The organism is Streptomyces polygonati, from assembly GCF_042650325.1.
GTDB lineage: Bacteria > Actinomycetota > Actinomycetes > Streptomycetales > Streptomycetaceae > Actinacidiphila > Actinacidiphila polygonati.
Map to the genome: position 1 here is coordinate 21,845 of NZ_JBHSBB010000007.1, position 21,997 is coordinate 43,841.

The window sequence follows — 21,997 nt, forward strand, 5'->3', positions numbered from 1 at the left end:
TCGGCCGCGGTGAACGCGCCGGACGGGCCGGGCGACGAGAGACTGACCACCGGAGCCGACGCGGGAGCACCCAGGAGCTGCGCATGACTGAGAAGGCGGACATCGGCGTCACCGGACTGGCGGTGATGGGCAGCAATCTGGCCCGGAACTTCGCGCGCCACGGCTTCACCGTGGCCCTGCACAACCGCACCAAGGCCAAGACCGACGCCCTGATCAAGGACCATGGCGACGAGGGCGATTTCGTGCCCACCACGACCGCCGAGGAGTTCGTCGCGGCCCTGGAGCGGCCCCGGCGGCTGCTGATCATGGTGAAGGCCGGCGAGCCCACCGACGCGGTGATCGCCGAGTTCGCCCCGCTGCTCGAATCGGGCGACGTCATCATCGACGGCGGCAACGCCCACTTCGAGGACACCCGCCGCCGCGAGCGGGAACTGCGCGAGCAGGGCATCCACTTCGTCGGCACCGGCGTCTCCGGCGGCGAGGAGGGCGCGCTCAACGGCCCGTCCATCATGCCCGGCGGCTCCGCCGAGTCCTACGGCTCACTCGGCCCGATGCTGGAGCAGATCGCCGCCAAGGCCAAGGACGGCAAGCCCTGCACCACCCACATCGGCCCGGACGGCGCCGGCCACTTCGTCAAGATGGTGCACAACGGCATCGAGTACGCCGACATGCAGCTCATCGCCGAGGCCTACCACCTGCTGCGGGCGGTGGCCGGATACTCCCCGGCGCAGATCGCGGAGATCTTCCGGACCTGGAACGACGGGCGGCTGGACTCCTATCTGATCCAGATCACCGCCGAGGTGCTGGCGCACACCGACGCCGCCACCGGCAAGCCGTTCGTGGACGTCGTCGCCGACCAGGCCGAGCAGAAGGGCACCGGGCGCTGGACCGTACAGGTCGCCCTCGACCTCGGCGTGCCGGTGTCCGGCATCGCCGAGGCGGTCTTCGCCCGCTCGCTGTCCGGCCACGCCGAACTGCGCGCCGCCTCCCGCGACCTGCCCGGGCCGCGCGGCACCACGCTCGACGAGAAGGCGGCCGCCCGGTTCGCCGATCAGGTGGAGCAGGCGCTGTACGCGTCGAAGATCGTCTCGTACACCCAGGGCTTCCACCAGATCCAGACCGGCAGCGAGGAGTACGGCTGGGACATCGACCTGGGCGCCATCGCCTCGATCTGGCGCGGCGGCTGCATCATCAGAGCCGCCTTCCTGGACCGGATCACGGCCGCCTACGCGAGCCGCCCGGACCTGCCCAGCCTGCTGTCCGACGAGCGGTTCGCACAGGAGATCGGCGCCGCCCAGGAGGACTGGCGGACCGTGGTCGCCGCCGCCGTGCAGCACGGCGTCCCGGTGCCCGGCTTCTCGGCGGCGCTCGCGTACTACGACGCGCTGCGCGCCGAGCGGCTGCCGGCCGCCCTCACCCAGGCACAGCGCGACTTCTTCGGCGCCCACACCTATCGCCGCGACGACCGCGAGGGCACCTTCCACACCTTGTGGGGCGGCGATCGCAGTGAGACGAAGGCCGGTTGAGGCGCGTACCGGGCCGGAGCCGGGGCAGGCGACTGCTGAACGGGACACCGACCCGGCCACGGCAGGAGGAACGGCCATGATCCAACCCGCTGATCTCCGAGAGTGGCGCGACCACGACGTGGTCGACGAGGAAGGCCACAAGATCGGTGCCCTGGAGGCGATCTACGTGGACACCGTGACGGACCAGCCGTCGATGGCGACGGTCCGCATCGGTCTTCCCACCCGGCACCGGCTGGTGTTCGTACCGGTCGCCGAGGTGATCGCCGGACCGGGCTACCTGCGCGTGCCGTATGCCAGAACGCTGATGAAGTCGGCCCCTTCGATCGGAACGGACGATGTCCTCCCGGTCGAGGACGAGGAGGCGATCTTCCGGCACTACGGCCTGCCGTACAAGCCCGGGGCGGACGGGGCACGTCAACTCGCCCGCCGCTGAGCGGAGGCGCCGCGGGGGCGACCCCGCGGCGCTCAGCCGCTCCGCACCACCCCGAAACCGCACCACCGCAGAACCGCGCCGGAGCGCGTCGCTCCGGTCCGAACGAGCCGTAACGGCCCGGAAAGGAGACCGCACCATGAGTCTGTTCCTGCTCCTGATCATCGCCGCGATCGTGCTCGGCCTGATCGGCGCGGTCGCCGGCGGCCTCGGCTATCTGCTCGTGATCGGCGTCGTACTCTTCGCCCTCGACCTCGGGTACGGTTTCTGGCGGCTGCGCCGCAGGCCGCGCGTGGTCCGCTAGGACGCCCGGGCGCCTATGCACACGATCACCGACTGGCTGGGGCGGACTTCGGGCGCCGCGATCTACGCCGTCGTCTTCGCGCTCGTCTTCTGTGAGGACGCCCTCTTCTTCGGTTTCGTGCTGCCCGGTGAGACCGCCGCCGTGCTCGGCGGAGTGCTCGCCGGGCAGCACAAGGTCTCGGTCTACTGGATGGCCGTCCTCGTCGTCGTGGCCGCGGTCGCCGGCGACTCGGTGGGATACGAGGTCGGCCGCCGCTTCGGCCCGCGCATCCTGGAGACCAGGGCGCTGCGCGGCCGCCACGTCCACATCGACCGCGCCCGGGACCTGATCCGCCGACGCGGGCCGACCGCCGTCTTCCTCGGCCGCTTCATCGCCTTCTTCCGGGCCCTGATCCCCTCGCTGGCCGGCATCAGCCGGATGCCCTACCGGGTCTTCCTGCTCTACAACGCGCTCGGCGGCCTGGTCTGGGGCGTCGGCTTCGTGCTGCTCGGCTACTTCGCGGGCAACGCCTACCAGCGGGTGGAGCGCACCGCGGGCACGGCGGTGGCCGCGGTCGTCGCGGCGGTGGTGGTCGCCGCGCTCGTCGTCTGGGAGGTCCGCCGCCGGCGCGGCCCCGACGCGCACGGCAAGCCCGAGGACGAGCACGAGGACAAGCCCGAGGACAAGGACGACGGCGACGACGGAGCCGACGGCGACAGCGGCCGCGACGGCGACGACGGGGACTCCGGGCGGCCGCCGCGCCGTTGAGCCCGCGGCGCCCCCGCACACATCAGGGAATGTGCGGATACGGCAACAATTGTGAGCCCGAGGTTCGAAGCACCGGCCCAGCGAGCAACGGTGAAGTATGCGACCTACGCCGGAGCACGTAACCACGACCCCGTCATCAGCACCCGCCGCTCTCGTACGCCGCCGCCGGGCGGTACCGCTCGCGGCGGCGGCGGTGACCGTACTGGCCCTCACCGCAGTCGGCTGCGGTACCGGCGGCACCGGTACCACCTCGTCCGGCACACCGAGCGGCCCGGTCACGACGACCACCGCCGTGTCCCCTCCCGCCGACCCGGCCCCGAGCGCGACCTCGCAGCCGCCGTCCGGCACCGCCCCCGCCACCACGGCGCCCACCACCGCGCCCGCGCCGCCCCGCGCCACGGCGACGTCGGCCACCCGCGGCGCCCAGCCGGCCTCCACCCGCTGCACCGTCACCGACCTGCGGATGCGGCTCGGCCGGGGCGACCCGGGCGCCGGCAACACCTACTACCCGCTGGACTTCACCAACACCGGCAAGACCGCCTGCACGCTGGCCGGCTTCCCCGGTGTGTCGCTCATCCGCCGGGACGGCAGCGCCATCGGCAAGCCCGCGGCCCGGCGGGGACCGGCCGGACCAGCCGTACGCATCGCCGCCGGGCAGACCGTGGAGGCCGACCTGCACACCCTCAACAAGGGAATCCAGGGCGACAGTTGCTGGGGCAAACCGACCTATCTGATGGTGTACCCTCCGGGGTCCACCGAGTCCATGACGCTGGCCACCAGCAGCCCGCTCGTCTGCGGTGACACCTTCGACGTCAGCGCCGTGCACTGATCCACCCGTCGGCCGGCCGCGAGCCGTAGCACCGAAGGATCCGCCATGACCGTCAATGGAATCGATGTCGCCTCCTACCAGAACTCCTCCTACGGCACCGCCGGACTCGGCTTCGTGATCGTCAAGGCCACCGAGGGCACCGGCTACATCAACCCCAAGCACGCGGCCCAGGTCGCCACCGGCCGCACCCACGGCCTGGTCGTCGGCCACTACCACTTCGCCAAGGCCGGCCCGGTCGCCGACCAGGTGGCGTACTTCCTGCGGCACGCCGCCCCCCAGGCCGGGGACATCCTCGCGCTGGACTGGGAGGACACCGCGGTGTCCGCCGCGGACAAGGACGCCTGGCTCAAGCAGGCGCAGGCGGCGGCGCCCGGCCACCGGGTGCTGCTCTACTGCAACCGCGACTTCTGGCTCAACCGCGACCGCACCTCCCAGTGCGGGGACGGCCTGTGGATCGCCGACCCGGGCGCCGCGGCCGGCCACCCCCGGGTCGAGCACGCCTGGACCGTCCACCAGTACAGCGAGACCGGCGGCATCGACCACGACGTCGCCAACTTCGCCGACAAGGCCGCGCTGCGGACCTGGGCGGCCAAGGGCGTCGCCGCGCCCGCCTACGAGCCCTTCCCCGGGGCCTCCTGGTTCACCGTCGGGCGCCGCTCCCCGATCGTCGCCGCCATGCACGACCGGCTGGTCGCGGTCGGCTGCGACCATTACGCCGGCAGCGCCAACAAGGACCTGATCGGCTCCGGCGACGTGGCCTCGTACGAGGCCTGGCAGCGCAAGTACAACACCCAGCACGACAAGGGCTGGACCGGCGCCGCCCTGAAGTGGCCGCCCGGGAAGGAGACCTGGGACGCCCTCAAGGTGCCCAACGTCTGAGCGGGCGCCCGGCGGCGGGTCCTGACGGGTGACCCCGGTACGCCCGGCCGTTAGGCCCGGTCCCCAGCGGGAAGAGCGCTGACCATGGAACCGATCGAGGCGCTGGAACGGATCGCGTTCCTGCTGGAGCGCTCCGGGGCGCCCACCTACCGGGTACGGGCCTTCCGCAACGCCGCCGCAGTGGTGGCCGCGCTGCCCGGGGAGGAACTGCGGCAGCGGGCCGCGACCGGCGGGTTCACCGACCTCAAGGGCATCGGGGCGACGACCGGCCAGGTCGTCGCCGAAGCGTGCGCGGGGCGCACCCCCGAGTATCTGGCCGCGCTGGAGGAGCGGGCCCGCACCCCGCTCGCGCCCGGCGGGGCGGCGCTGCGGGCCGCGCTGCGCGGCGACTGCCATCTGCACTCCGACTGGTCCGACGGCGGCAGCCCCGTCGAGACGATGGCGCGCACCGCCCGCGACCTCGGCCACCAGTGGGCGGTGCTCACCGACCACAGCCCGCGGCTGACGGTGGCCCGCGGGCTGTCCCCGGACCGGCTGCGCCGGCAGCTCGACCTGATCGACGAACTGCGTCCCCAACTGGCACCCTTCCGGCTGCTCACCGGGATCGAGTGCGACATCCTGTCCGACGGCTCGCTCGACCAGGAGGACGGCCTGCTGGACCGGCTGGACGTCGTGGTGGCCTCCGCCCACTCGGAACTGCGGATGCCGGCCGCCGCGTTCACCCGCCGGCTGGTGGCCGCCGCCGGCAATCCGCTGGTGGACGTGCTCGGGCACTGCACCGGGCGGCTGCTGGGCGGCAAGAAGCGGCCCGAGTCGGAGTTCGACGCCGAGGAGGTCTTCGCCGCCTGCGCGGCCGGCGGTACCGCGGTGGAGATCAACTGCCGCCCCGAGCGCCTGGACCCGCCCCGCCGGCTGCTCGCCCTGGCCCGCGACGCCGGCACGCTCTTCAGCATCGACAGCGACGCCCACGCGCCGGGTCAGCTGGACTGGCAGCTCTACGGCTGCGCCCGCGCCGAGGAGGCGGGCATCCCGGCGGATCGCGTCATCACCACCTGGACGGCCGACCAGCTCATCGAGTGGACCGGCACCCGCCGCCGGCCGGCGGCTTCCATCGGCTGACCCCCACGGGGGTCGTCACGGGGGACGGTCACGGGGCCCGGCGCCGGGCCCCGCCGTCGGCCGGAGGGGGCACCCGCCGCGTGCCGGTCCGCGTGCCGAAGGCCAGGAGGGTGCTGAAGATTTATGCCGGGCTCCCGACGCCCGGCACCGCCATCTGCAGCGTTGGCCGGGTGCCCGGACAGAAACGCACTATCCGGGCACCCGGCCGCCTTGCAGCTGACCGCACCGGACGCCGCTCGCTGAACCGGCCAAGATCTTCAGCACCCTCCTAGGAGTCGCTGTCGCCGCCCTGGCCGTCCGCCGTCCGGCGGGTCGGCCGGGCCTCGGCGTCCGTTTCGGCCGCCGCGCGCTCATGGCGCGGCCCGCCCTCGCCGGGCAGGTCGGGGACGTCCACCACGGGCGGCAGATCGCGAATCAGATGCAGGGCTCTGTAGTCCGTCATGTCGTTCGCCTACCCGCTTGTGACGATTCACCCGGACGAATGTTCCCGAATCGGTCGTCCGTACCCGGCGTAGTGGTACGGGCACGCAGCGCGTCTGGCTCAGCCGTCCATCCGGTCGATCTGCCGGATCTTGTTGGTGACGTCGAGCGCCGCGATCTTGTACGACTCGGCGAGCGTCGGGTAGTTGAAGACCGCGTCCACCAGGTAGTCCACGGTGCCGCCGCAGCCCATCACGGCGTGGCCGATGTGGATCAGCTCGGTCGCGCCGGTGCCGAAGCAGTGCACGCCCAGCAGCTTGCGGTCGACCGGGGAGACCAGCAGCTTCAGCATGCCGTGGGCGTCGCCGATGATCTGGCCCCTGGCCAGCTCGCGGTAACGCGACACGCCGACCTCGAAGGGGATCAGCTCGTCGGTCAGCTGGTCCTCGCTGCGGCCGATGAAGCTGATCTCAGGGATGGTGTAGATACCGATCGGCTGGAGGTCCTGGAGACCTCCCACCGGCTCGTCGAACGCGTGGTAGGCGGCGGCGCGCCCCTGCTCCATGGAGGTGGCGGCCAGGGCCGGGAAGCCGATGACGTCACCGACGGCGTAGATGTGCCCGACCGCCGTCCGGTAGTGCGCGTCCACCGCTATCCGGCCGCGCTTGTCGGCGTCCAGCCCGGCCTTGTCCAGATCGAGCCCGTCGGTCAGGCCCTGCCGCCCGGCGGAGTACATCACCGCGTCGGCGGCGATCTTCTTGCCGCTGGCCAGCACGGTCAGGGTGCCGCGGGCATGCCGCTCGACGGCGGCGACGGTCTCGCCGAAGCGGAAGGTCACCGCCAGATCGCGCAGGTGGTATTTGAGCGCCTCCACGACCTCCGCGTCGCAGAAGTCCAGCATCCCGTCGCGCTGCTCGACCACGGTGACCTTGCTGCCCAGGGCCGCGAACATGGAGGCGTACTCCATGCCGATCACCCCGGCGCCCACGATCACCATCGAGCGCGGCACCCGCTCCATGCTGAGCACGCTGTCGGAGTCCATCACCGTGACGTCGTCGAACGCCACACTCGCCGGACGGGCCGGGCGGGTGCCGGTGGCTATCACGATGTGGTCCGCCGTCACCAGCCGGTCGCTCCCGGAGGCGTCCCGCACCGCGACCGTGTGGTCGTCCATGAAGCGGCCGGTGCCCGGCAGCAGCGTCACCTGGTTCCTGGCCAGCTGGCTGCGGATCACATCGACCTCGCGGGTGACCACGTGCTGGGTGCGCGCGGTCAGGTCGGCGATGGTGATGTCCTCCTTCAGCCGGTAGCTCTGGCCGTACAGGTCGCGCTGGTTGAGCCCGGTGAGATAGAGCACCGCCTCGCGCAGCGTCTTGGACGGGATGGTGCCGGTGTGCAGCGACACCCCGCCCAGCCGGTCGGGGAGGTCCACGATCGCCGCCCGGCGACCGAGTTTCGCCGTGGCGATGGCGGCTTTCTGGCCGCCGGGACCGGAACCGATGACAAGCATGTCGAAGTCGGGCACAGACCGAAGTGTGGCATCGGGCCGAGCCGCGCAGGAAGGGCGGACGGCAGGCCGTTACGGGCTTGGTGCCGAGTTCGGCCGCCGGCCGTCCCGCGTCCACCGGACCGGGGGGCCGGGGACCGGCGCCGCGCCCCGCGAACCGCCGCGCGGCGCCGGTCCTCGCGGTCCCCGGGCATCCCCGGTCACCCGTCCGGGGGCGCCCGGGGCGCGGCCCCGCCCGGGCCGCGACAGCCTGGGAGGGGCGGCCCGCCGACCTCCGCGGGTGCGCCGACCGCCGCGGGCGTGCCGACCGGCCGCGCCCGGCGGGACCGGTCGGCCGGCGCGCGGGAAGGCGGCAGTGATCAGGAGCGGCGAGGAAAGGCACGACACCGTGGAGTCCACCCCCCGGCGGGCGGGCGCCGTCCCGGCGGACCGGACGGAGCGCTCGACGCTCACCCTGCACGTCAACGGCGCTCCCCGCACGCTGACCCTGGACCACCGCACCACCGTGCTGGACGCGCTGCGCGAGCACCTGGGGCTGACCGGCGCCAAGAAGGGCTGCGACCACGGCCAGTGCGGCGCGTGCACGGTGCTGATCGACGGGCGGCGCGCCAACAGCTGCCTGCTGCTGGCGGTGGCCCACGACGGCGCCTCGATCACCACCGTCGAGGGACTGGCCGACGGCGACCGGCCGCACCCCGTGCAGGAGGCGTTCCTGGCCAGGGACGCGCTGCAGTGCGGCTACTGCACCCCCGGGCAGATCTGCTCGGCCATCGGGGCCATCGCCGAGGTCGCGGCCGGCCACCCCTCGCACGTCACCAGGCCCGGCGCCCGGCCGGACACGGTCCGGCGGTCCTTCGGCCCCGAGGAGATCCGCGAGCGGATGAGCGGCAATCTGTGCCGGTGCGCCGCCTACGTGAACATCGTCGCGGCGATCGGGGACGCGGCGGCCGGCCGGGCGGCGGAACGCCCCGAGGCCGGCGGGCCGGTCCGCCCGCGAGGGGGCAGGCAGTGAAGCCCTTCGGCTATGTGCGGGCCGCCACCCCCGGCGAGGCCGTCGAGGCGTACGCGGCCAACCCCGGCGCCCGCTACCTCGGCGGCGGCACCAACCTGGTGGACCTGATGAAACTCGGTGTCGAGACCCCCGGCACCCTGATCGACGTCAGCCGGCTGCCGCTGGACCGGATCACGGACACGCCCGGCGGCGGTCTGAGCGTCGGCGCGGCCGTACCCAACAGCGATCTCGCCGCGCACCCCGTCGTGTGGAGCCGGTATCCCGCGCTGTCGCAGGCGCTGCTGGCCGGCGCCTCCGGACAGCTGCGCAACATCGCCACCACCGGCGGCAATCTGCTGCAGCGCACCCGCTGCCTGTACTTCCAGGATACCGACAAGCCCTGCAACAAGCGCCAGCCCGGCTCCGGTTGCCCGGCCCGCGAGGGAGTGCACCGCGATCTCGCCGTCCTCGGCCACTCCGACCAGTGCGTCGCCACCCATCCGTCCGACATGGCGGTAGCCCTGGCCGCCCTCGACGCGACCGTGATCCTGCTCGGCCCGGACGGCGAACGGACCGTGCCCGCCACCGAGTTCCACCGGCTGCCCGGCGAACGCCCCCAGCAGGACACGGTGATCGGCCCCGGCGAGCTGATCACCGCGGTCGAACTCCCGCCGCCCGCCGGGGCGTCCGTCTACCGCAAGGCACGCGACCGGGCGTCCTACGCCTTCGCGCTGGTCTCCGTCGCCGCCGTGCTCGACGTCCAGGACGGCCGGGTGCGCGCCGCCGCGCTGGCCTTCGGCGGCGTCGCCCACCGCCCCTGGCGGGCCCGCGCCGCGGAAGAGGTGCTGCGCGGTGCCCCCGCCACCCGGGAGACCTTCGAACGCGCCGCCGCCGCCGAACTCGACCGGGCCCGCCCGCTGCGCGACAACGCCTTCAAGGTGCCACTGGCCCGGCGCCTGGCGGTGAGCGTCCTGACCGGCCTGGCCCGGACCGCCGCCGCGTGGCCCCGGCCCGCCCGGCGCGGACAGGGCGGCGCGGCGTGAAGCGCCCGCTGGGCATGCCGGCCGTCCGCCACGAGGGCCGGGAGAAGGTCACCGGCGCCGCCCGCTACACCGCCGAGCACACCCCGGACGGCTGCGCCTACGCCTGGCCGGTGCCGGCCGCGGTCGCCAAGGGCCGGATCACCGCGCTGCACCGCGAGGCCGCCCTGGCCGTGCCCGGCGCCCTGGCCGTACTCGCCCATGACGACGCGCCCCGGCTGCGCCCGGCCGGCGACCCCACCTTGGAACTGCTGCTCCAGCACGACCGGGTGCCGCACCGGGGCTGGTACGTGGCCCTCGCGGTCGCCAACAGCCTGGAAGCCGCCCGCGAGTGCGCCGCCGCGGTCCGGGTGGAGTACGCGGCCGAACCCCACGACGTCGTGCTCAGCGCCGACCACCCCGATCTGTACACACCCGAGTGGGCCAACGGCGGCCACCCGGCGGTCCGCGAGCGCGGCGACTTCCCGGCGCGCTTCGACGCCGCCGACATCCGTGTCGACGCCACCTTCACCCTGACCGGGCTGCACAACCATCCGATGGAGCCGCACGCCTCCGTCGCCCGCTGGGAGGACGGCCGGCTCCTCGTGCACGACTCCAGCCAGGGCGCCACCGCCGTCCGGGACGCGCTCGCCAAGCTGTTCGCCCTGGACCCCGACCGGATCACCGTGCTCTCCGAGCACGTCGGCGGCGGCTTCGGGTCCAAGGGCACCCCGCGCCCGCCCGCGGTGCTGGCCGCGATGGCCGCCCTGCACACCGGCCGCCCGGTCAAACTCGTCCTGCCAAGGCGCCAGTTGGCCGCCGTCACCGGGCACCGCTCGCCCACCGTGCAGCGGGTGCGGATCGGCGCCGGCCGCGACGGCCGGATCACCGCGCTCGCCCACGAGGTCGCCACCCAGACCTCCACCGTCAAGGAGTTCGTGGAGCAGGCCGGCGTCCCGGCCCGGGTGATGTACACCTCCCCGCACAGCCGCACCGCGCACCGGGTCGCCGCCCTGGACGTACCCACCCCGTCCTGGATGCGGGCGCCCGGCGAGGCGCCCGGCATGTTCGCGCTGGAGTGCGCGATGGACGAACTCGCCGCCGCCACCGGCCTGGACCCGGTCGAACTGCGGCTGCGCAACGAGCCCGGCACCGAACCGGACACCGGACGGCCGTTCAGCAGCCGCCATCTGACCGAGTGCCTGCGCGAGGGCGCCCGCCGCTTCGGCTGGCGGGCCCGCGACCCCCGGCCCGGCGTGCGCCGCGAGGGGGACCTGCTGCTCGGCACCGGGGTCGCCGCGGCCACCTACCCCGTCCTGCTGTCACCCTCGTATGCCACCGCCGAGGCCACGCCCGACGGCAGGTACCGGGTGCGGGTGGACGCCACCGACATCGGCAACGGCGCCCGTACCGTGCTCACCCAGATCGCCGCCGCCGCGCTCAACGCCCCGCTGCCCCGGGTGCGGCTCGACATCGGCGACAGCCGGCTGCCGGCCGGCTCGGTGGCCGGCGGCTCCTCCGGCACCGCCTCCTGGGGGTCGGCCGTCTACAAGGCGTGCGACGCGCTGGCCGCCCTGGTCCGGGAATACGGCGGGCAGGTGCCGGACGACGGGCTGACCGCGAGCGGCGACACCGAGCGGGAGGCGGCGGCCGAATCGCCCTACGCCCGGCACGCGTTCGGCGCGCACTTCGCCGAGGTGCAGGTGGACACGGTGACCGGCGAGGTGCGGGTGCGCCGGATGCTCGGGGTGTTCGCGGCCGGGCATGTGCTCAACCCCCGCACCGCCCGCTCGCAGTTCCTCGGCGCCATGACGATGGGGCTGGGCATGGCGCTGCTGGAAGGCAGCACCATGGACCCGGTCTTCGGCGACTGGGCCGAACGCGACCTGGCCTCCTACCATGTGCCAGCCTGCGCCGATGTGACCGGTCTCGAAGCGCACTGGATCGACGAGTCCGACGAGCACCTCAACCCGATGGGCAGCAAGGGCATCGGCGAGATCGGCATCGTCGGCTCGGCCGCGGCGATCGCCAACGCCGTCCACCACGCGACCGGCACCCGCTTCCGGGAGCTGCCGCTCACCCCGGACCGGGTCATCGGGTCCGTCCAGCCGTATCAGGAGGAGGTGTGAACGCAGGAGGACACCGGACCCGGCTGTCACGGGGTCGCGACGAGAGGACACCCGATGCGCCTTCCCCGGCGTCACCCGGCGGAGCCGAGGCGGGGCGCCCCGTCGGGGAGCGGCACGGGCGGCCGGACCGGCCGGCCGGGGCGGGCCCGGACATGACGGCTTCCGCCCGGATGCCGGTCGCGGCACGCCCCGCGGACCCCCCGGCGGAAAACCCCGGGCCGGCCGCGCCCGAGCGTGTCGACCGGGACCTGCGGGGCGCGGTCGACCGGGTGCTCCGCGATGTCTTCCGCGACCGCAGGGCCGAAGCGCTGGTGATCGACCCGGTCTTCGACGAGCACATCGCCCGCCGGCTGGCCGACTTCGCCCTCGGCGGCGGTGCGCGGCGGCGTTCCGCCCTGCTGTGGTGGGGGTGGCGGGCGTGCCGCGGGCAGGACGGCACCGAAAGCGCCGGGGCCGTGCTGGACGTGGCCGCCGCCCTCGAACTCGTCCAGTGCTGCGCCCTCGTCCAGGACGACGTGATGGACGGCTCGGGGCTGCGCCGCGGCCGTCCCGCCGTCCATGCCGAACTGGCCGCCCGCCACGCGACGGGCCCGCGGGCCGGCGGCGCGGCGCCCTTCGGCTTCTCCGCGGCCGTCCTGGTCGGCGACCTCGCGCTCGCCTGGGCGGACGACCTGGTCGCCGACGCCGGGCTGACGCCCGCCGCGCGGGACCGGCTGCGCCCGGTGTGGCGCGCGATGCGCACCGAGATGGCGGCGGGCCAGTACCTCGACCTGCACGCCCAGGTGACCGCCTCCCGCTCGCCCGGCCGGGCGATGCGCACCGCGTTCCTCAAGAGCGCGCGCTACTCGGTGGAGAGCCCGCTCGGCCTCGGCGCCGCGCTGGCCGGCGCCGATCCGGCCGTCCGGCACGCGCTGCGCGACGCCGGACGCTGCGCCGGTCTGGCCTTCCAGCTCCGCGACGACCTGCTCGGGGTCTTCGGCGATCCGCTGCTGACCGGCAAGCCGACCGGTGACGACATCCGCGAGGGCAAGGTCACCTATCTGGTGGCGATCGCCGTCCGGCGCGCCCGGCGGGACCCGGCGGCGCTGCGCGTGCTGGAGGACGCGCTCGGCGACCCGGCCCTGTCCCCGGCCGCGCTGGACCGGGTCCGCGAGGTGCTCGTCGCCACCGGCGCGAGGGAGTACGTGGAAGCCCGCGCCGACCGGCTCGCCGACGCCTGCCGGGTCCGGCTGCTGGGCGCTTCGCTCGAACCGGCCGCCCGCGACCGGCTGCTCGCGGTCCTGGCGGCGGCGACCGGCCGGGGAACCGGGCAGCCGGAGGCGGGGAGCGGGCATCCGGAGACCGGCGACCGGCAGCTGGACGCCCGTCCCGAGCGGCCGGATGCCGACGCCGATCACCCGGACGCCCGTGGCGACCGTCCGAATGCCGCTGCCGATCACCCGGACGCCCGTACCGAGCACCCCGGCGGCCGGGAAGGAAACCGGCCATGAAGTCGATTCCCGGCCCCACGGGCCATGTCGTCGTGATCGGCGCCGGCCTGGCGGGGCTCGCCGCCGCGCTGCACCTGCTGGGCGCCGGACGCCGGGTCACCGTGGTGGAACGCGCGGATGTGCCCGGCGGCCGGGCCGGCCGTATCGAGCGCGGCGGCTACCACTTCGACACCGGGCCCACCGTCCTTACCATGCCCCACCTGCTGGAGGAGCCGCTGGCCGCGGTCGGCGAGACCCTGCGCGACCGCCTGGACCTGATCGAGCTGCACCCCGCCTACCGGGCCCGCTTCGCCGACGGCAGCAGCCTGGACGTGCACACCCGCGCCGAGGCGATGGAGGAAGCCGTCCGGGCCTTCGCCGGCCCCCGGGAGGCGGCCGGCTACCGCCGGCTGCGGACCTGGCTGGAAGCACTGCACCGGGCCCAGATGCGCCGCTTCATCGACACCAACTTCGACTCGCCGCTGCGGCTGCTGCACCCCGATCTCGCCCGGCTCGCCGCCCTGGGCGGCTTCGGCCGCCTCGACACGGCCATCGGGCGCCACATCCACGACGAGCGGCTGCGCCGGGTCTTCTCCTTCCAGGCGCTCTACGCGGGTGTGCCGCCGGCCCGGGCGCTGGCCGCCTACGCCGTCATCGCCTACATGGACACCGTGGCGGGTGTGTACTTCCCGCGCGGCGGCATGCACGCCGTGCCCCGCGCGCTGGCCGCGGCGGCCGAGGCGGCCGGCGCCGATCTGCGCTACGGCCGGGCGGTGACCCGGCTCGAACAGCGGGCCGGCCGGGTCACCGCGGTGATCACCGGTGACGAGCGCATCCCCTGCGACGCGGTCGTCCTCGGCGTCGAACTGCCCACCGCCTACCGGCTGCTCGGCCGCACCCCGCGCCGGCCGCTGCCGCTCCGGCGCTCGCCGTCCGCCGTGGTCCTGCACGCGGGCACCGACCGCACCTGGCCCGAACTCGCCCACCACACCCTCTCCTTCGGCGCCGCCTGGGAGCGGACCTTCGACGAGCTGACCGTCACCGGACGGCTGATGAGCGACCCGTCCCTGCTGATCACCCGGCCCACCACCCACGACCCCGCCCTCGCGCCGCCGGGACGCCATCTGCACTACGTCCTCGCGCCGTGCCCCAACACCGACATCGGTCCGGGACCCGCCGAGTGGGCCGAGCTCGGCCCGCGCTACCGCGACCGGCTGCTGACCGAACTGGAACGGCGCGGCCTGGCCGGACTCGGCGCCGCGATCGAGCAGGAGTGCCTGGTCACCCCGGCCGACTGGTCCGCGCAGGGGCACGCGGCCGGTACGCCCTTCTCGCTCGCCCACACCTTCGCCCAGACCGGCCCGTTCCGCCCCGCCAACCTCGTACGCGGGATCGACAACGCCGTGCTGGCCGGCTGCGGCACCACCCCGGGCGTGGGCGTGCCGACCGTCCTGATCTCCGGGAAGCTCGCCGCCGCCCGCGTCACCGGTGGACCCCGGGGCCGCCGCGCACCCGGGCGCCCGGTCCGGGACCGGCTGCCGGGCCCCGTCCCGGCGCTCTTCCCGGAGCCGGGGGCACCGGGGGCGCCTCCCGGCCGCCGGGCCGAGGCAGGGGGCATCCGACGCCGCGGTCCGGTCCAGGGCCCGGCCGCCGACGAGAGGCGGGGCGTATGACCCGGCACGAACTCGACGCCGCGGGTATCCACGATCCGGCGCTGCGCGACGCCTACGAGCGCTGCCGGCTGCTCAACGCCCGCCACGGCAGGACGTACTTCCTCGCCACCCGGCTGCTGCCGGCCGGACGGCGCCCGGCCGTGCACGCGCTGTACGGCTTCGCCCGCCGGGCCGACGACATCGTGGACGACCTCGGCGGCACGGCCGGCCTCGCCGAGCGGGAGGCCCGCCTGACCGCACTGGCCGCCGAACTCGACCGCGCCCTGGGCGCCACCGCCGGGGCCCGCGCCGAGCCGGTGGTACGGGCGCTGGCGCACACCGCTCGCGTCTACGCCATCGACCACCGGCACTTCACCGACTTCATGGCCTCGATGCGGTCCGACCTGACCGTCACCGACTACCCCACCTTCGAACACCTGCGTGCCTACATGCACGGCTCCGCCGCGGTGATCGGCCTGCAGATGCTGCCGGTGCTCGGCCATGTCGTACCCCGCGCGGAGGCCGAGCCGCACGCCGCGGCGCTCGGTGTCGCCTTCCAGCTCACCAACTTCCTGCGGGACGTCGGCGAGGACCTCGACCGGGGCCGGGTCTATCTGCCGGCCGATCTGCTCGCCGCCAACGGAGTCGACCGGGCCCGGCTGCGGTGGAGCCGGGACACCGGTGGCCGGGACCGCCGGATCACCGCCGCCCTGGCCGATTTCGCGGCCCTGACCCGCGGCTTCTACCACCGGGCGGCCCCCGGTATCGCCATGCTCGACCCGGTGGCCCGGCCCTGCATCCGGACGGCCTGCGTGCTCTACGGCGGAATCGTCACCGCGGTCGAGCGGGAGGGCTACCCGGTGCTGCACCGGCGGGCCGCGGTGCCGTCGCATGTGCGGGCCTCGGTGGCGCTGGACGGGTTGGTCCGGGTGGGCGCGGCCCGGGTGCGGGCCCGGAGGACCGGTGAGCCGGGTCCTCGCCGCCGGTCGCCCGCCGCCGTGCGGGAGGCGGTGTGATCCGGGACCGGGTCCCGCTGGCCCTCCGGCGCGGCGCCGTGCCCTGGGACAGGCAGCGGCCGACCTGGCGGGACGCCGAGCCGGCCCTGATCGCCGCCGCCCTGGAACGCGCCCGGCAGCGTCCCTCCGGCAACTGGTACGTGCTGGGCGCCGCCGGCGGCATCACCGCGGACCGCCCCTTCGGCCGTACGGTCGGCGGCGTCGAGGTGGTGGCCTGGCGCGACGCCCGCGGCCGGCTGGTGGCCGGGCCCGGCGCCTGCCCGCACCTGGGGGCACCGCTCAAGGACGCCGTGGTCCGCTGCGGGACGCTGCGCTGCCACTGGCACGGCCTGGCCCTGAACGGCTCGGCCACCGCCGGGTGGTCGCCGCTGCCCGCCCACGACGACGGCGTCCTCGCCTGGGTGCGGCTCGACGCGGTCGGCGGCGAGGAACCGCTGGCGGCGCCGGTCCTCCCGCGCCGCCCGCCGCCCGGCTCGGCGGTGGCCGCCGTCTTCACGGCGACCGGCCGCTGCGAACCCCAGGACGTGGTGGCCAACCGCCTCGACCCCTGGCACGGCGGGTGGTTCCACCCCTACTCCTTCGTGGACCTCACGGTCGAGGAGCCCGCCGACGCGGACTCCTTCGCCGTCCGGGTCTCCTTCAAGGTCGCCGGCCGTGTCGTCGTCCCGGTGCGAGCGGTCTTCAGCGCGCCCGAGCCCCGTACCGTCGTCATGCACATCACCGAGGGGGAGGGCGCCGGGTCCGTGGTGGAAACCCACGCCACCCCCCTGGGCCCGGACCACGACGGCGGACCCCGGACCGCCGTCACCGAAGCGGTCATCGCCACCTCCCCCCGCCCCGGCTTCACCGCGGCCCGCGCCGCCGCGCCACTGCTGCGCCCCTTGATGCGAGCGGCGTCCGCCCGGCTGTGGCGCGACGACCTCGCCTACGCGGAGCGCCGCTGCTCGCTGCGCGGCGCCGGGCGTCTCCCGGGCTGAGCGCCGGGTGCCCTGCCGCTGGGCGGCGGGTTCGAAGGTGGTCAGGGGGTGCGGTCGGCCATGCGGCTCAGGGCGCGCAGGGGCGCTGTGCGGCCGCGGCGGGGGACTGTCCACAGGGTCTGGCCGCGTACGCCCCAGCGTTCCAGCAGGGCGTTGGCGGCGAGGAAGCCGGTGGTGGCGGCGCGTTCCATCAAGGCGACCGGCAGGGCGGTGCGGATCAGGTCACCGGCCAGTATCACCGCCGGGGAGGGGGTGCGGACGGTGGGGCGGGCCTGGTGGCCGCCGACGGGGAAGAGGGGGCAGTCGGTGCGCCATTCGTGCCGGGCGTCCACGATCCGGGCGGCCCGCGTCTCGGGGTGGACCCGGTGCAGTTCGTGGACCAGCCGCCGCTGGACCGTCTCGCGGTCGGCGGCCGGATCGACGGCGTAGGCGTGGAGTTCGAGCACCGAGCCGTTGTGCGCCGCCGCCCAGCGGGCCGCCTCGCCCTCCCAGGCGTGCAGCACGCTGACGTTGTCCAGCGGGCCGAAGCCGCTGGTGCCGAGGAAGCCGGGGCGGCCCGGGGCGGTCGGGCGGTCCAGCCAGAGCCGGGAGACCAGGAAGGGCGGCGCGGTCCGCAGGGCCCCGATCCGGGCCCGCCACGGCGGGTCGCCCAGCGCGGGGGAGGAGGCGACCAGTTCGCGCAGCCCCGCGGTGTCCAGCGCCAGGACCACCCCGTCGTACGTCCGCTCCCCGGTGGCGCCGAGGACCGCCACCCGGCCGCCGTCGGCCGACGGCCGCACCGATTCCACCGCGTCCCGGCAGCGCACCTGGACGCCGTGGCCTTCCAGATAGCTCCGCAGCGGGTCCCACAGCGCCTGCGGGAAGGGCTCGGCCGGCACGTCGAAGAGCAGGCCCTCGCTCGAACCGAGGAAGTAGATGTGGAACATCAAGGCGAGTTCCGCCGCGGACAGTTCGCGCGGGTCCACGAAGAAGCTGCGGGAGAACACCTCGAAGGCCAGGTGCCGGGCCGCGCCGGGGAAGCGGACCGCGTCCAGGAACCGCGCGGCGCTGACATCGTCCAGCCGCTCGTAGACGCCGGGCACCCGGACGTCCAGCAGCGGCAGCGCCGCCATCGGGTCCATGCCCGCCAGGTCCCGCCAGCCGAAGCTGGGACTGCGGGCCACGAAGCCCAGCGCGCTCCACGGCGGGGTCCGCGGCACCTTGGCGAAGCTGTCGCGCGGTCCGTCGGCGTGCCGCAGCGGGTAGTCCGGCAGCGGGGTGAGCATGCCCAGCCCGGGATCGACCCGCCGGAGCAACCCCCGCAGGTTGTAGTACTGGCGGAAGAAGGCGTGGAAGCCGCGGCTCATCGTCGCGGCCGACCCGTCGGCCAGCACGGTCGGCCATCCGCTCAGCCTGCCGCCCAGCTCCGCGCCGCGCTCGTGCAGCACCACCCGCACCCCGCGTTCGGCCAGCGCGGTGGCCGCCGCGAGCCCCGCGATGCCGCCGCCCACCACCGCGACCCGGGGCGGGTCGGCCGCCGGCACCCGGGCCCGCCCGGGCACGGCCGGCAGGATCTCGGCCCGCCGGTCCCGGCCCCGCCGGGCGGGCGCCCCGCCGCGGCCGGCCGGACGGCCGGCGGCGGCCGGTTTCGCGGCGGGCGGCAGACTCATGTCCCGCTCTCTTCCTCTTGGGGCGCGGGGTGCGGCGCGGCCGGCCGGGAGCGCGCCGGCAGCCGGGGCACCCAGGGCAGTTCCAGCGCCGTGCGCAGCATGGGGAGTACGGGCGTGCGCAGGCCGATGGACAGGTCCTCCGCCATCCGCGAGCGGCCGTCGAGGAAGCGCAGCAGGCGCCCGGCGGGGACTCGGGAGAACAACCGGGTGAAGAAGTCGGCGCCGTCCACCCGCCCGGTGTCCAGGGCCCGCAGCAGCACGGCGTCCATGGCGAGCGCGCGGGCCGGGTAGGCGGGCGGCGGCAGCGGGTCGTGTCCGGCGGCCAGCGCGGCGGCGATCGCCCGGGACTGCCGCTGCACGGCCGCGAAGGTGTAGCCGGTGGCCGGCCGGGTCGCGCCGCCCGCGCCGCCGATCCGGAACACCGACGCGCCCGCCCGGCGCGGGAAGGGACCGTCGGTCATCGGGATCACGCCCTGCTCGGCGGAGACGACCCGCAGTCCGGCAAGCCCCAGGACATCCCGGGTGTAGTGCCGCAGCGCCGCCTCGTACCCGGCGCCGTCGAGCACGGCGGCGGAGAACTCGGTGTACTCCACCAGCGCCGCGCGCTCGTCGAGGGGGAGTACGTACCCGAAGGACAGCCCCCGGGCGGGCTGCGGGGTGCGGAAGTCCATCAGATCGGCGACCGCCGGGTCGAACACCGGGGAGTCGCTGCGGACGAACCAGCCCCCGAAGTGCTGGAGAAGCGTGGTCCTGGCCGGGGGGAGCACCGCCGGCGGGCGTGAGTCGAAGGCCCACCGGGTGCGCCACACCACCGGCTCGCCGCCGGCCGCGACCCCGCGGACCAGCGCCCCGCCCGCGTCGTCCCGTAGCTCCTCCACCGAGGCCTCGACCCGCCGGACCCGGGGCGCCGTGTCCAGCCGGGCGGCCACCAGCCGCTCGAAGTCCGCTGAGCGCAGCATCTTGTAGGCGAACGGCGCGATCCGGGCCACCACCGGGCGGCCGTCGGCGCCGTGCACCCGCAGCCGGTCCCAACGGGCCGTCAGCACGCTGTCGTAGGCGCCGTCCGGCTCCTCCCAGAAGCACCAGGTCCGCTCCGGCGGTCGCAGGTGTCCCGGAGCCGCGTCCACCAGCAGCACGGTCGGCGGTGAGGGCCGCGCCGGATCGGCGAGCCGGTACGCGAGGCTCAGGCCAGCGGCCCCCGCGCCCACGACGGCGACATCGGCGTCCCACACCACCTGTCCGGTCCCCTTCCCGCTCGGACCCGCCCCGGAAGGTCCCGCTCCGGGCCCGGCGACGCGTCGCGCCCGGCCCGACCAGCATTCCGGCTCCGGCCCCGGGAAGCGCGCAGGCGGGGCGCGAGTGTCGCGACGGCCGCTCCACCGGCGGCGCCGGCCGGGGTACGGGGCCGGGCCCGCCGCTCCCGCGCGGCGCCGCTCAACCCGCCATCACGGCGTGGACCAGCAGGACCACGGCGATGATCACCACGACACCCAGGAGGAGTAGCATCCCGGTGCGCGAGCTGTGCGGAGCGGTCGCGGCGGGCCCCGGGGCCGGCTGCGGAGTCTGGCCCCACCCCGGGCCGGGCGGCTGATTCCGGCCCGGTTCGGGAGCGGGTGTGGAAGGGTCGGTCGGCTCGGACATCGCGTTCTCCTGTGTCGGCTCGGATCGGATCTGCCGGTCCGTGTGCCCGTTCGCCGCACCGGCATTCGGACCCGGACCGGACCGGCCCGCATGTCATGAAGGCGTCGGCCCTGGGCATAGACGAGTCAAGAGGCAACGCCGTGAGGCGTGGCCGCAGCGCTGGGAGGGTGAAGGGTGGCGACAGGGGAGCGCGCGGCGTCCCGCGGCAGGCGTGAGCACCGGCGGGAACGCGAACACGGCAGGACGCTGCGGGGCATGTGGGCGCTGCTGCGCTTCAGCCGCACCCTGTTCCGTACCCTCGCCGCCGCCTGGGACAAGGACGCGACCGAGCGGGCCGCGGCTTTGACCTACTACGCGGTGCTGGCGATCTTCCCCGCGCTGCTGATGACCGTCTCGCTGGTCGGGCTGGCCGGCGGAGCGTCGGACGGCAGCCTGTCGGACGGCATCACCACGCTGCTGCCCGCCGAGTCCCGTCCGGTGGTGGCCCAGGCGCTGCTGGACATGGCGAAGGACAAGTCGGCCAGCCTGTCGCTGTCGGCGGTGGGCGGGGCGGGCGCGATCTGGTCGTCGATCGCCTACGCCAGTGTGTTCCGCCGGGCGCTGCACGCCATGCACGGCGTCCACGACCGCCGCCCGGCCTGGCGCACCATGCCCCGGGTGATCTTCACCTCGGCGACCTTGCTGGTGCTGCTGCTGAGCAGCGCGCTGTGCCTGGTGGTGACCGGCGCGCTGGCCCGCAGGACCGGCGCCCTGCTGGACATGGACGGGGCGACGCTGGCCGCCTGGCGCGGCCTGCGCTGGCCGTTACTGCTGGTGGTGGCATCCACGCTGGTGCTGGTGCTGTTCCGCTCCGGACCGCGCAACAGCAGGTCGCTGCGCTCGATGGCCCCCGGCGGGGCGCTCGCGGTGGGGCTGTGGCTGGCCACCTCCGCCGGGTTCGCCGAGTACACCGCGCACCTGGGCACGTACAACCGGCTGTACGGGCCGCTGGCCGGGACCGTGGTGTTCCTGGTCTGGCTGTGGTTCTCCAACCTGGCCCTGATGGTCGGCGCCCACTTCAACGTGGAGCACGCCAGGGCCCTTTCGGACCGGGCCCGGTCGGCGTTCGAGGCCGAGGACGCCGAGGAGCGGTGACCGCCCGGGGCCGGTGACCGCTCCGGACGGGAAACGCCAACGGGCCCCCGCCCGCCGCCGCGGGGGAGGGCCCGTCACCGCCGCGTGCCGTGGACACGCGGCGGCGGTCGAGGGCGGCGGGCCGGTCAGCCGCAGGGCAGCGCGCCCGGAGTCAGGATCACCTGCGGGTTGAGCTCGCCGGCGAAGCGGTAGGTGTTCACCGTGCTCCCCTGGCAGGTGTAGCGCACGATGCCCAGGCCGTAGGCCACCGGGATGACGGTGCCGTTGGCGCCGACCTTCTCGATGACCGCGTAGGCGGGCTGGGAGACCCCGTTGCAGGTCTTGCTGTCGTAGATCGACAGTACATTGCCGACGAAGTCGAAGTCGGTGTAGTACTGGCAGGCGGTGCCGGCCACCGAGGTGCCCGCGAGCGCGGTGGACGCGCCGGGGATGAGGACGGCGGCCAAGGCCGCGGCGCTCGAAGCGGCGATCAGGCTGAGCTTTCTCACCGGTCGTTGTCCCTTCGGGAAGGAGGAGGGTCGTGACGAGCAAGGAGCAGGTGCCGTACGGCGTGTGGTGG

21 protein-coding genes are annotated in these 21,997 nt (G+C 75.0%); 15 read left to right on the forward strand and 6 right to left on the reverse strand.

Translation table 11 applies throughout. From position 1 onward, the window contains the following. The first annotated feature begins 83 nt into the window (after nt 1–83). The 7 genes from gndA (at nt 84) to ACFO3J_RS06485 (ending at nt 5,834) form a co-directional block, all read left to right on the forward strand. On the forward strand, nt 84–1,526 hold the full coding sequence (gene gndA / locus ACFO3J_RS06455; RefSeq protein WP_386426993.1) for an NADP-dependent phosphogluconate dehydrogenase: 1,443 nt from the start codon (nt 84–86) through the stop codon (nt 1,524–1,526). A 76-nt stretch (nt 1,527–1,602) separates the two neighbouring features. Then, complete coding sequence (locus tag ACFO3J_RS06460) at nt 1,603–1,959, forward strand: PRC-barrel domain-containing protein (RefSeq protein WP_386426995.1); 357 nt, start codon at nt 1,603–1,605, stop codon at nt 1,957–1,959. A 136-nt stretch (nt 1,960–2,095) separates the two neighbouring features. Then, complete coding sequence (locus tag ACFO3J_RS06465) at nt 2,096–2,260, forward strand: hypothetical protein (RefSeq protein WP_386426997.1); 165 nt, start codon at nt 2,096–2,098, stop codon at nt 2,258–2,260. Between the two features lie 15 nt (nt 2,261–2,275). Further along, nucleotides 2,276–3,007, forward strand: coding sequence for a DedA family protein (locus tag ACFO3J_RS06470; RefSeq protein WP_386426998.1), 732 nt, complete (start codon nt 2,276–2,278; stop codon nt 3,005–3,007). Between the two features lie 97 nt (nt 3,008–3,104). After that, nucleotides 3,105–3,836, forward strand: a complete 732-nt coding sequence (locus tag ACFO3J_RS06475; protein ID WP_386427000.1) for a DUF4232 domain-containing protein — start codon at nt 3,105–3,107, stop codon at nt 3,834–3,836. Between the two features lie 45 nt (nt 3,837–3,881). After that, complete coding sequence (locus ACFO3J_RS06480) at nt 3,882–4,715, forward strand: GH25 family lysozyme (protein ID WP_386427002.1); 834 nt, start codon at nt 3,882–3,884, stop codon at nt 4,713–4,715. 84 nt (nt 4,716–4,799) lie between these two features. After that, nucleotides 4,800–5,834, forward strand: coding sequence for a PHP domain-containing protein (locus ACFO3J_RS06485; RefSeq protein WP_386427004.1), 1,035 nt, complete (start codon nt 4,800–4,802; stop codon nt 5,832–5,834). A 268-nt stretch (nt 5,835–6,102) separates the two neighbouring features. Here the strand turns inward: ACFO3J_RS06485 and ACFO3J_RS06490 are convergent, their stop codons facing one another. Next, nucleotides 6,103–6,276: a hypothetical protein gene (locus ACFO3J_RS06490; RefSeq protein WP_386427006.1), complete on the reverse strand. Its 174-nt coding sequence runs from the start codon at nt 6,274–6,276 to the stop codon at nt 6,103–6,105. Between the two features lie 99 nt (nt 6,277–6,375). Then, a complete protein-coding gene (sthA, locus tag ACFO3J_RS06495; RefSeq protein ID WP_386427008.1) occupies nt 6,376–7,779 on the reverse strand; it encodes a Si-specific NAD(P)(+) transhydrogenase in 1,404 nt (467 codons plus the stop codon). Nucleotides 7,780–8,149: 370 nt separating this feature from the next. Here sthA and ACFO3J_RS06500 point away from each other — a divergent pair, with 370 nt between their 5' ends. The 7 genes from ACFO3J_RS06500 (at nt 8,150) to ACFO3J_RS06530 (ending at nt 17,014) form a co-directional block, all read left to right on the forward strand. Then, the gene (locus tag ACFO3J_RS06500) at nt 8,150–8,773 is read left to right on the forward strand and encodes a 2Fe-2S iron-sulfur cluster-binding protein (protein ID WP_386427010.1); all 624 of its coding nucleotides are present in this window, start codon (nt 8,150–8,152) and stop codon (nt 8,771–8,773) included. Further along, the gene (locus ACFO3J_RS06505; RefSeq protein WP_386427012.1) at nt 8,770–9,795 is read left to right on the forward strand and encodes an FAD binding domain-containing protein; all 1,026 of its coding nucleotides are present in this window, start codon (nt 8,770–8,772) and stop codon (nt 9,793–9,795) included. Before ACFO3J_RS06500 ends, ACFO3J_RS06505 begins: the two co-directional genes overlap by 4 nt. 14 nt (nt 9,796–9,809) lie before the next feature. After that, the gene (locus ACFO3J_RS06510) at nt 9,810–11,900 is read left to right on the forward strand and encodes a xanthine dehydrogenase family protein molybdopterin-binding subunit (RefSeq protein ID WP_386427779.1); all 2,091 of its coding nucleotides are present in this window, start codon (nt 9,810–9,812) and stop codon (nt 11,898–11,900) included. Nucleotides 11,901–12,052: 152 nt separating this feature from the next. Continuing rightward, nucleotides 12,053–13,390: a polyprenyl synthetase family protein gene (locus tag ACFO3J_RS06515; protein WP_386427014.1), complete on the forward strand. Its 1,338-nt coding sequence runs from the start codon at nt 12,053–12,055 to the stop codon at nt 13,388–13,390. Beyond that, nucleotides 13,387–15,042, forward strand: a complete 1,656-nt coding sequence (gene crtI / locus ACFO3J_RS06520; protein WP_386427016.1) for a phytoene desaturase family protein — start codon at nt 13,387–13,389, stop codon at nt 15,040–15,042. The genes ACFO3J_RS06515 and crtI overlap by 4 nt, the downstream gene beginning before the upstream one ends. Then, nucleotides 15,039–16,037, forward strand: coding sequence for a phytoene/squalene synthase family protein (locus ACFO3J_RS06525; RefSeq protein WP_386427018.1), 999 nt, complete (start codon nt 15,039–15,041; stop codon nt 16,035–16,037). Before crtI ends, ACFO3J_RS06525 begins: the two co-directional genes overlap by 4 nt. Then, nucleotides 16,034–17,014, forward strand: coding sequence for a DUF5914 domain-containing protein (locus tag ACFO3J_RS06530; protein ID WP_386427020.1), 981 nt, complete (start codon nt 16,034–16,036; stop codon nt 17,012–17,014). Before ACFO3J_RS06525 ends, ACFO3J_RS06530 begins: the two co-directional genes overlap by 4 nt. Nucleotides 17,015–17,055: 41 nt before the next feature. Here the strand turns inward: ACFO3J_RS06530 and ACFO3J_RS06535 are convergent, their stop codons facing one another. The 3 genes from ACFO3J_RS06535 to ACFO3J_RS06545 all read right to left on the reverse strand — a co-directional run bounded on the left by ACFO3J_RS06535 (nt 17,056) and on the right by ACFO3J_RS06545 (nt 20,304). Continuing rightward, complete coding sequence (locus ACFO3J_RS06535; RefSeq protein ID WP_386427022.1) at nt 17,056–18,663, reverse strand: FAD-dependent oxidoreductase; 1,608 nt, start codon at nt 18,661–18,663, stop codon at nt 17,056–17,058. Further along, entirely contained in the window at nt 18,660–19,895 is a 1,236-nt protein-coding gene (locus tag ACFO3J_RS06540; RefSeq protein WP_386427780.1) for a lycopene cyclase family protein, read from the reverse strand. Before ACFO3J_RS06540 ends, ACFO3J_RS06535 begins: the two co-directional genes overlap by 4 nt. 202 nt (nt 19,896–20,097) lie before the next feature. Next, on the reverse strand, nt 20,098–20,304 hold the full coding sequence (locus ACFO3J_RS06545; RefSeq protein ID WP_386427024.1) for a hypothetical protein: 207 nt from the start codon (nt 20,302–20,304) through the stop codon (nt 20,098–20,100). Nucleotides 20,305–20,478: 174 nt separating this feature from the next. Here ACFO3J_RS06545 and ACFO3J_RS06550 point away from each other — a divergent pair, with 174 nt between their 5' ends. Then, nucleotides 20,479–21,438 carry a YihY/virulence factor BrkB family protein gene (locus ACFO3J_RS06550; RefSeq protein WP_386427026.1) on the forward strand — a complete coding sequence of 320 codons (960 nt, stop codon included), beginning with the start codon at nt 20,479–20,481 and terminating at the stop codon, nt 21,436–21,438. A 125-nt stretch (nt 21,439–21,563) separates the two neighbouring features. Here ACFO3J_RS06550 and ACFO3J_RS06555 read toward each other — a convergent pair whose 3' ends face one another. Beyond that, complete coding sequence (locus ACFO3J_RS06555) at nt 21,564–21,926, reverse strand: hypothetical protein (RefSeq protein WP_386427028.1); 363 nt, start codon at nt 21,924–21,926, stop codon at nt 21,564–21,566. Nucleotides 21,927–21,997 lie beyond the last annotated feature (71 nt).

What these genes read in the sequence shown, in the direction of transcription:
- ACFO3J_RS06460 (WP_386426995.1), top strand. Translation starts at nt 1,603, where the DNA reads ATGATCCAACCCGCTGATCTCCGAGAGTGGCGCGACCACGACGTGGTC.
- ACFO3J_RS06470 (WP_386426998.1), top strand. Translation starts at nt 2,276, where the DNA reads ATGCACACGATCACCGACTGGCTGGGGCGGACTTCGGGCGCCGCGATC.
- ACFO3J_RS06535 (WP_386427022.1), bottom strand. Translation starts at nt 18,663, where the DNA reads ATGAGTCTGCCGCCCGCCGCGAAACCGGCCGCCGCCGGCCGTCCGGCC.
- ACFO3J_RS06515 (WP_386427014.1), top strand. Translation starts at nt 12,053, where the DNA reads ATGACGGCTTCCGCCCGGATGCCGGTCGCGGCACGCCCCGCGGACCCC.
- gndA (WP_386426993.1), top strand. Translation starts at nt 84, where the DNA reads ATGACTGAGAAGGCGGACATCGGCGTCACCGGACTGGCGGTGATGGGC.
- ACFO3J_RS06490 (WP_386427006.1), bottom strand. Translation starts at nt 6,276, where the DNA reads ATGACGGACTACAGAGCCCTGCATCTGATTCGCGATCTGCCGCCCGTG.
- ACFO3J_RS06485 (WP_386427004.1), top strand. Translation starts at nt 4,800, where the DNA reads ATGGAACCGATCGAGGCGCTGGAACGGATCGCGTTCCTGCTGGAGCGC.
- ACFO3J_RS06465 (WP_386426997.1), top strand. Translation starts at nt 2,096, where the DNA reads ATGAGTCTGTTCCTGCTCCTGATCATCGCCGCGATCGTGCTCGGCCTG.
- ACFO3J_RS06545 (WP_386427024.1), bottom strand. Translation starts at nt 20,304, where the DNA reads ATGTCCGAGCCGACCGACCCTTCCACACCCGCTCCCGAACCGGGCCGG.
- ACFO3J_RS06510 (WP_386427779.1), top strand. Translation starts at nt 9,810, where the DNA reads ATGCCGGCCGTCCGCCACGAGGGCCGGGAGAAGGTCACCGGCGCCGCC.
- ACFO3J_RS06480 (WP_386427002.1), top strand. Translation starts at nt 3,882, where the DNA reads ATGACCGTCAATGGAATCGATGTCGCCTCCTACCAGAACTCCTCCTAC.
- ACFO3J_RS06525 (WP_386427018.1), top strand. Translation starts at nt 15,039, where the DNA reads ATGACCCGGCACGAACTCGACGCCGCGGGTATCCACGATCCGGCGCTG.
- crtI (WP_386427016.1), top strand. Translation starts at nt 13,387, where the DNA reads ATGAAGTCGATTCCCGGCCCCACGGGCCATGTCGTCGTGATCGGCGCC.
- ACFO3J_RS06475 (WP_386427000.1), top strand. Translation starts at nt 3,105, where the DNA reads ATGCGACCTACGCCGGAGCACGTAACCACGACCCCGTCATCAGCACCC.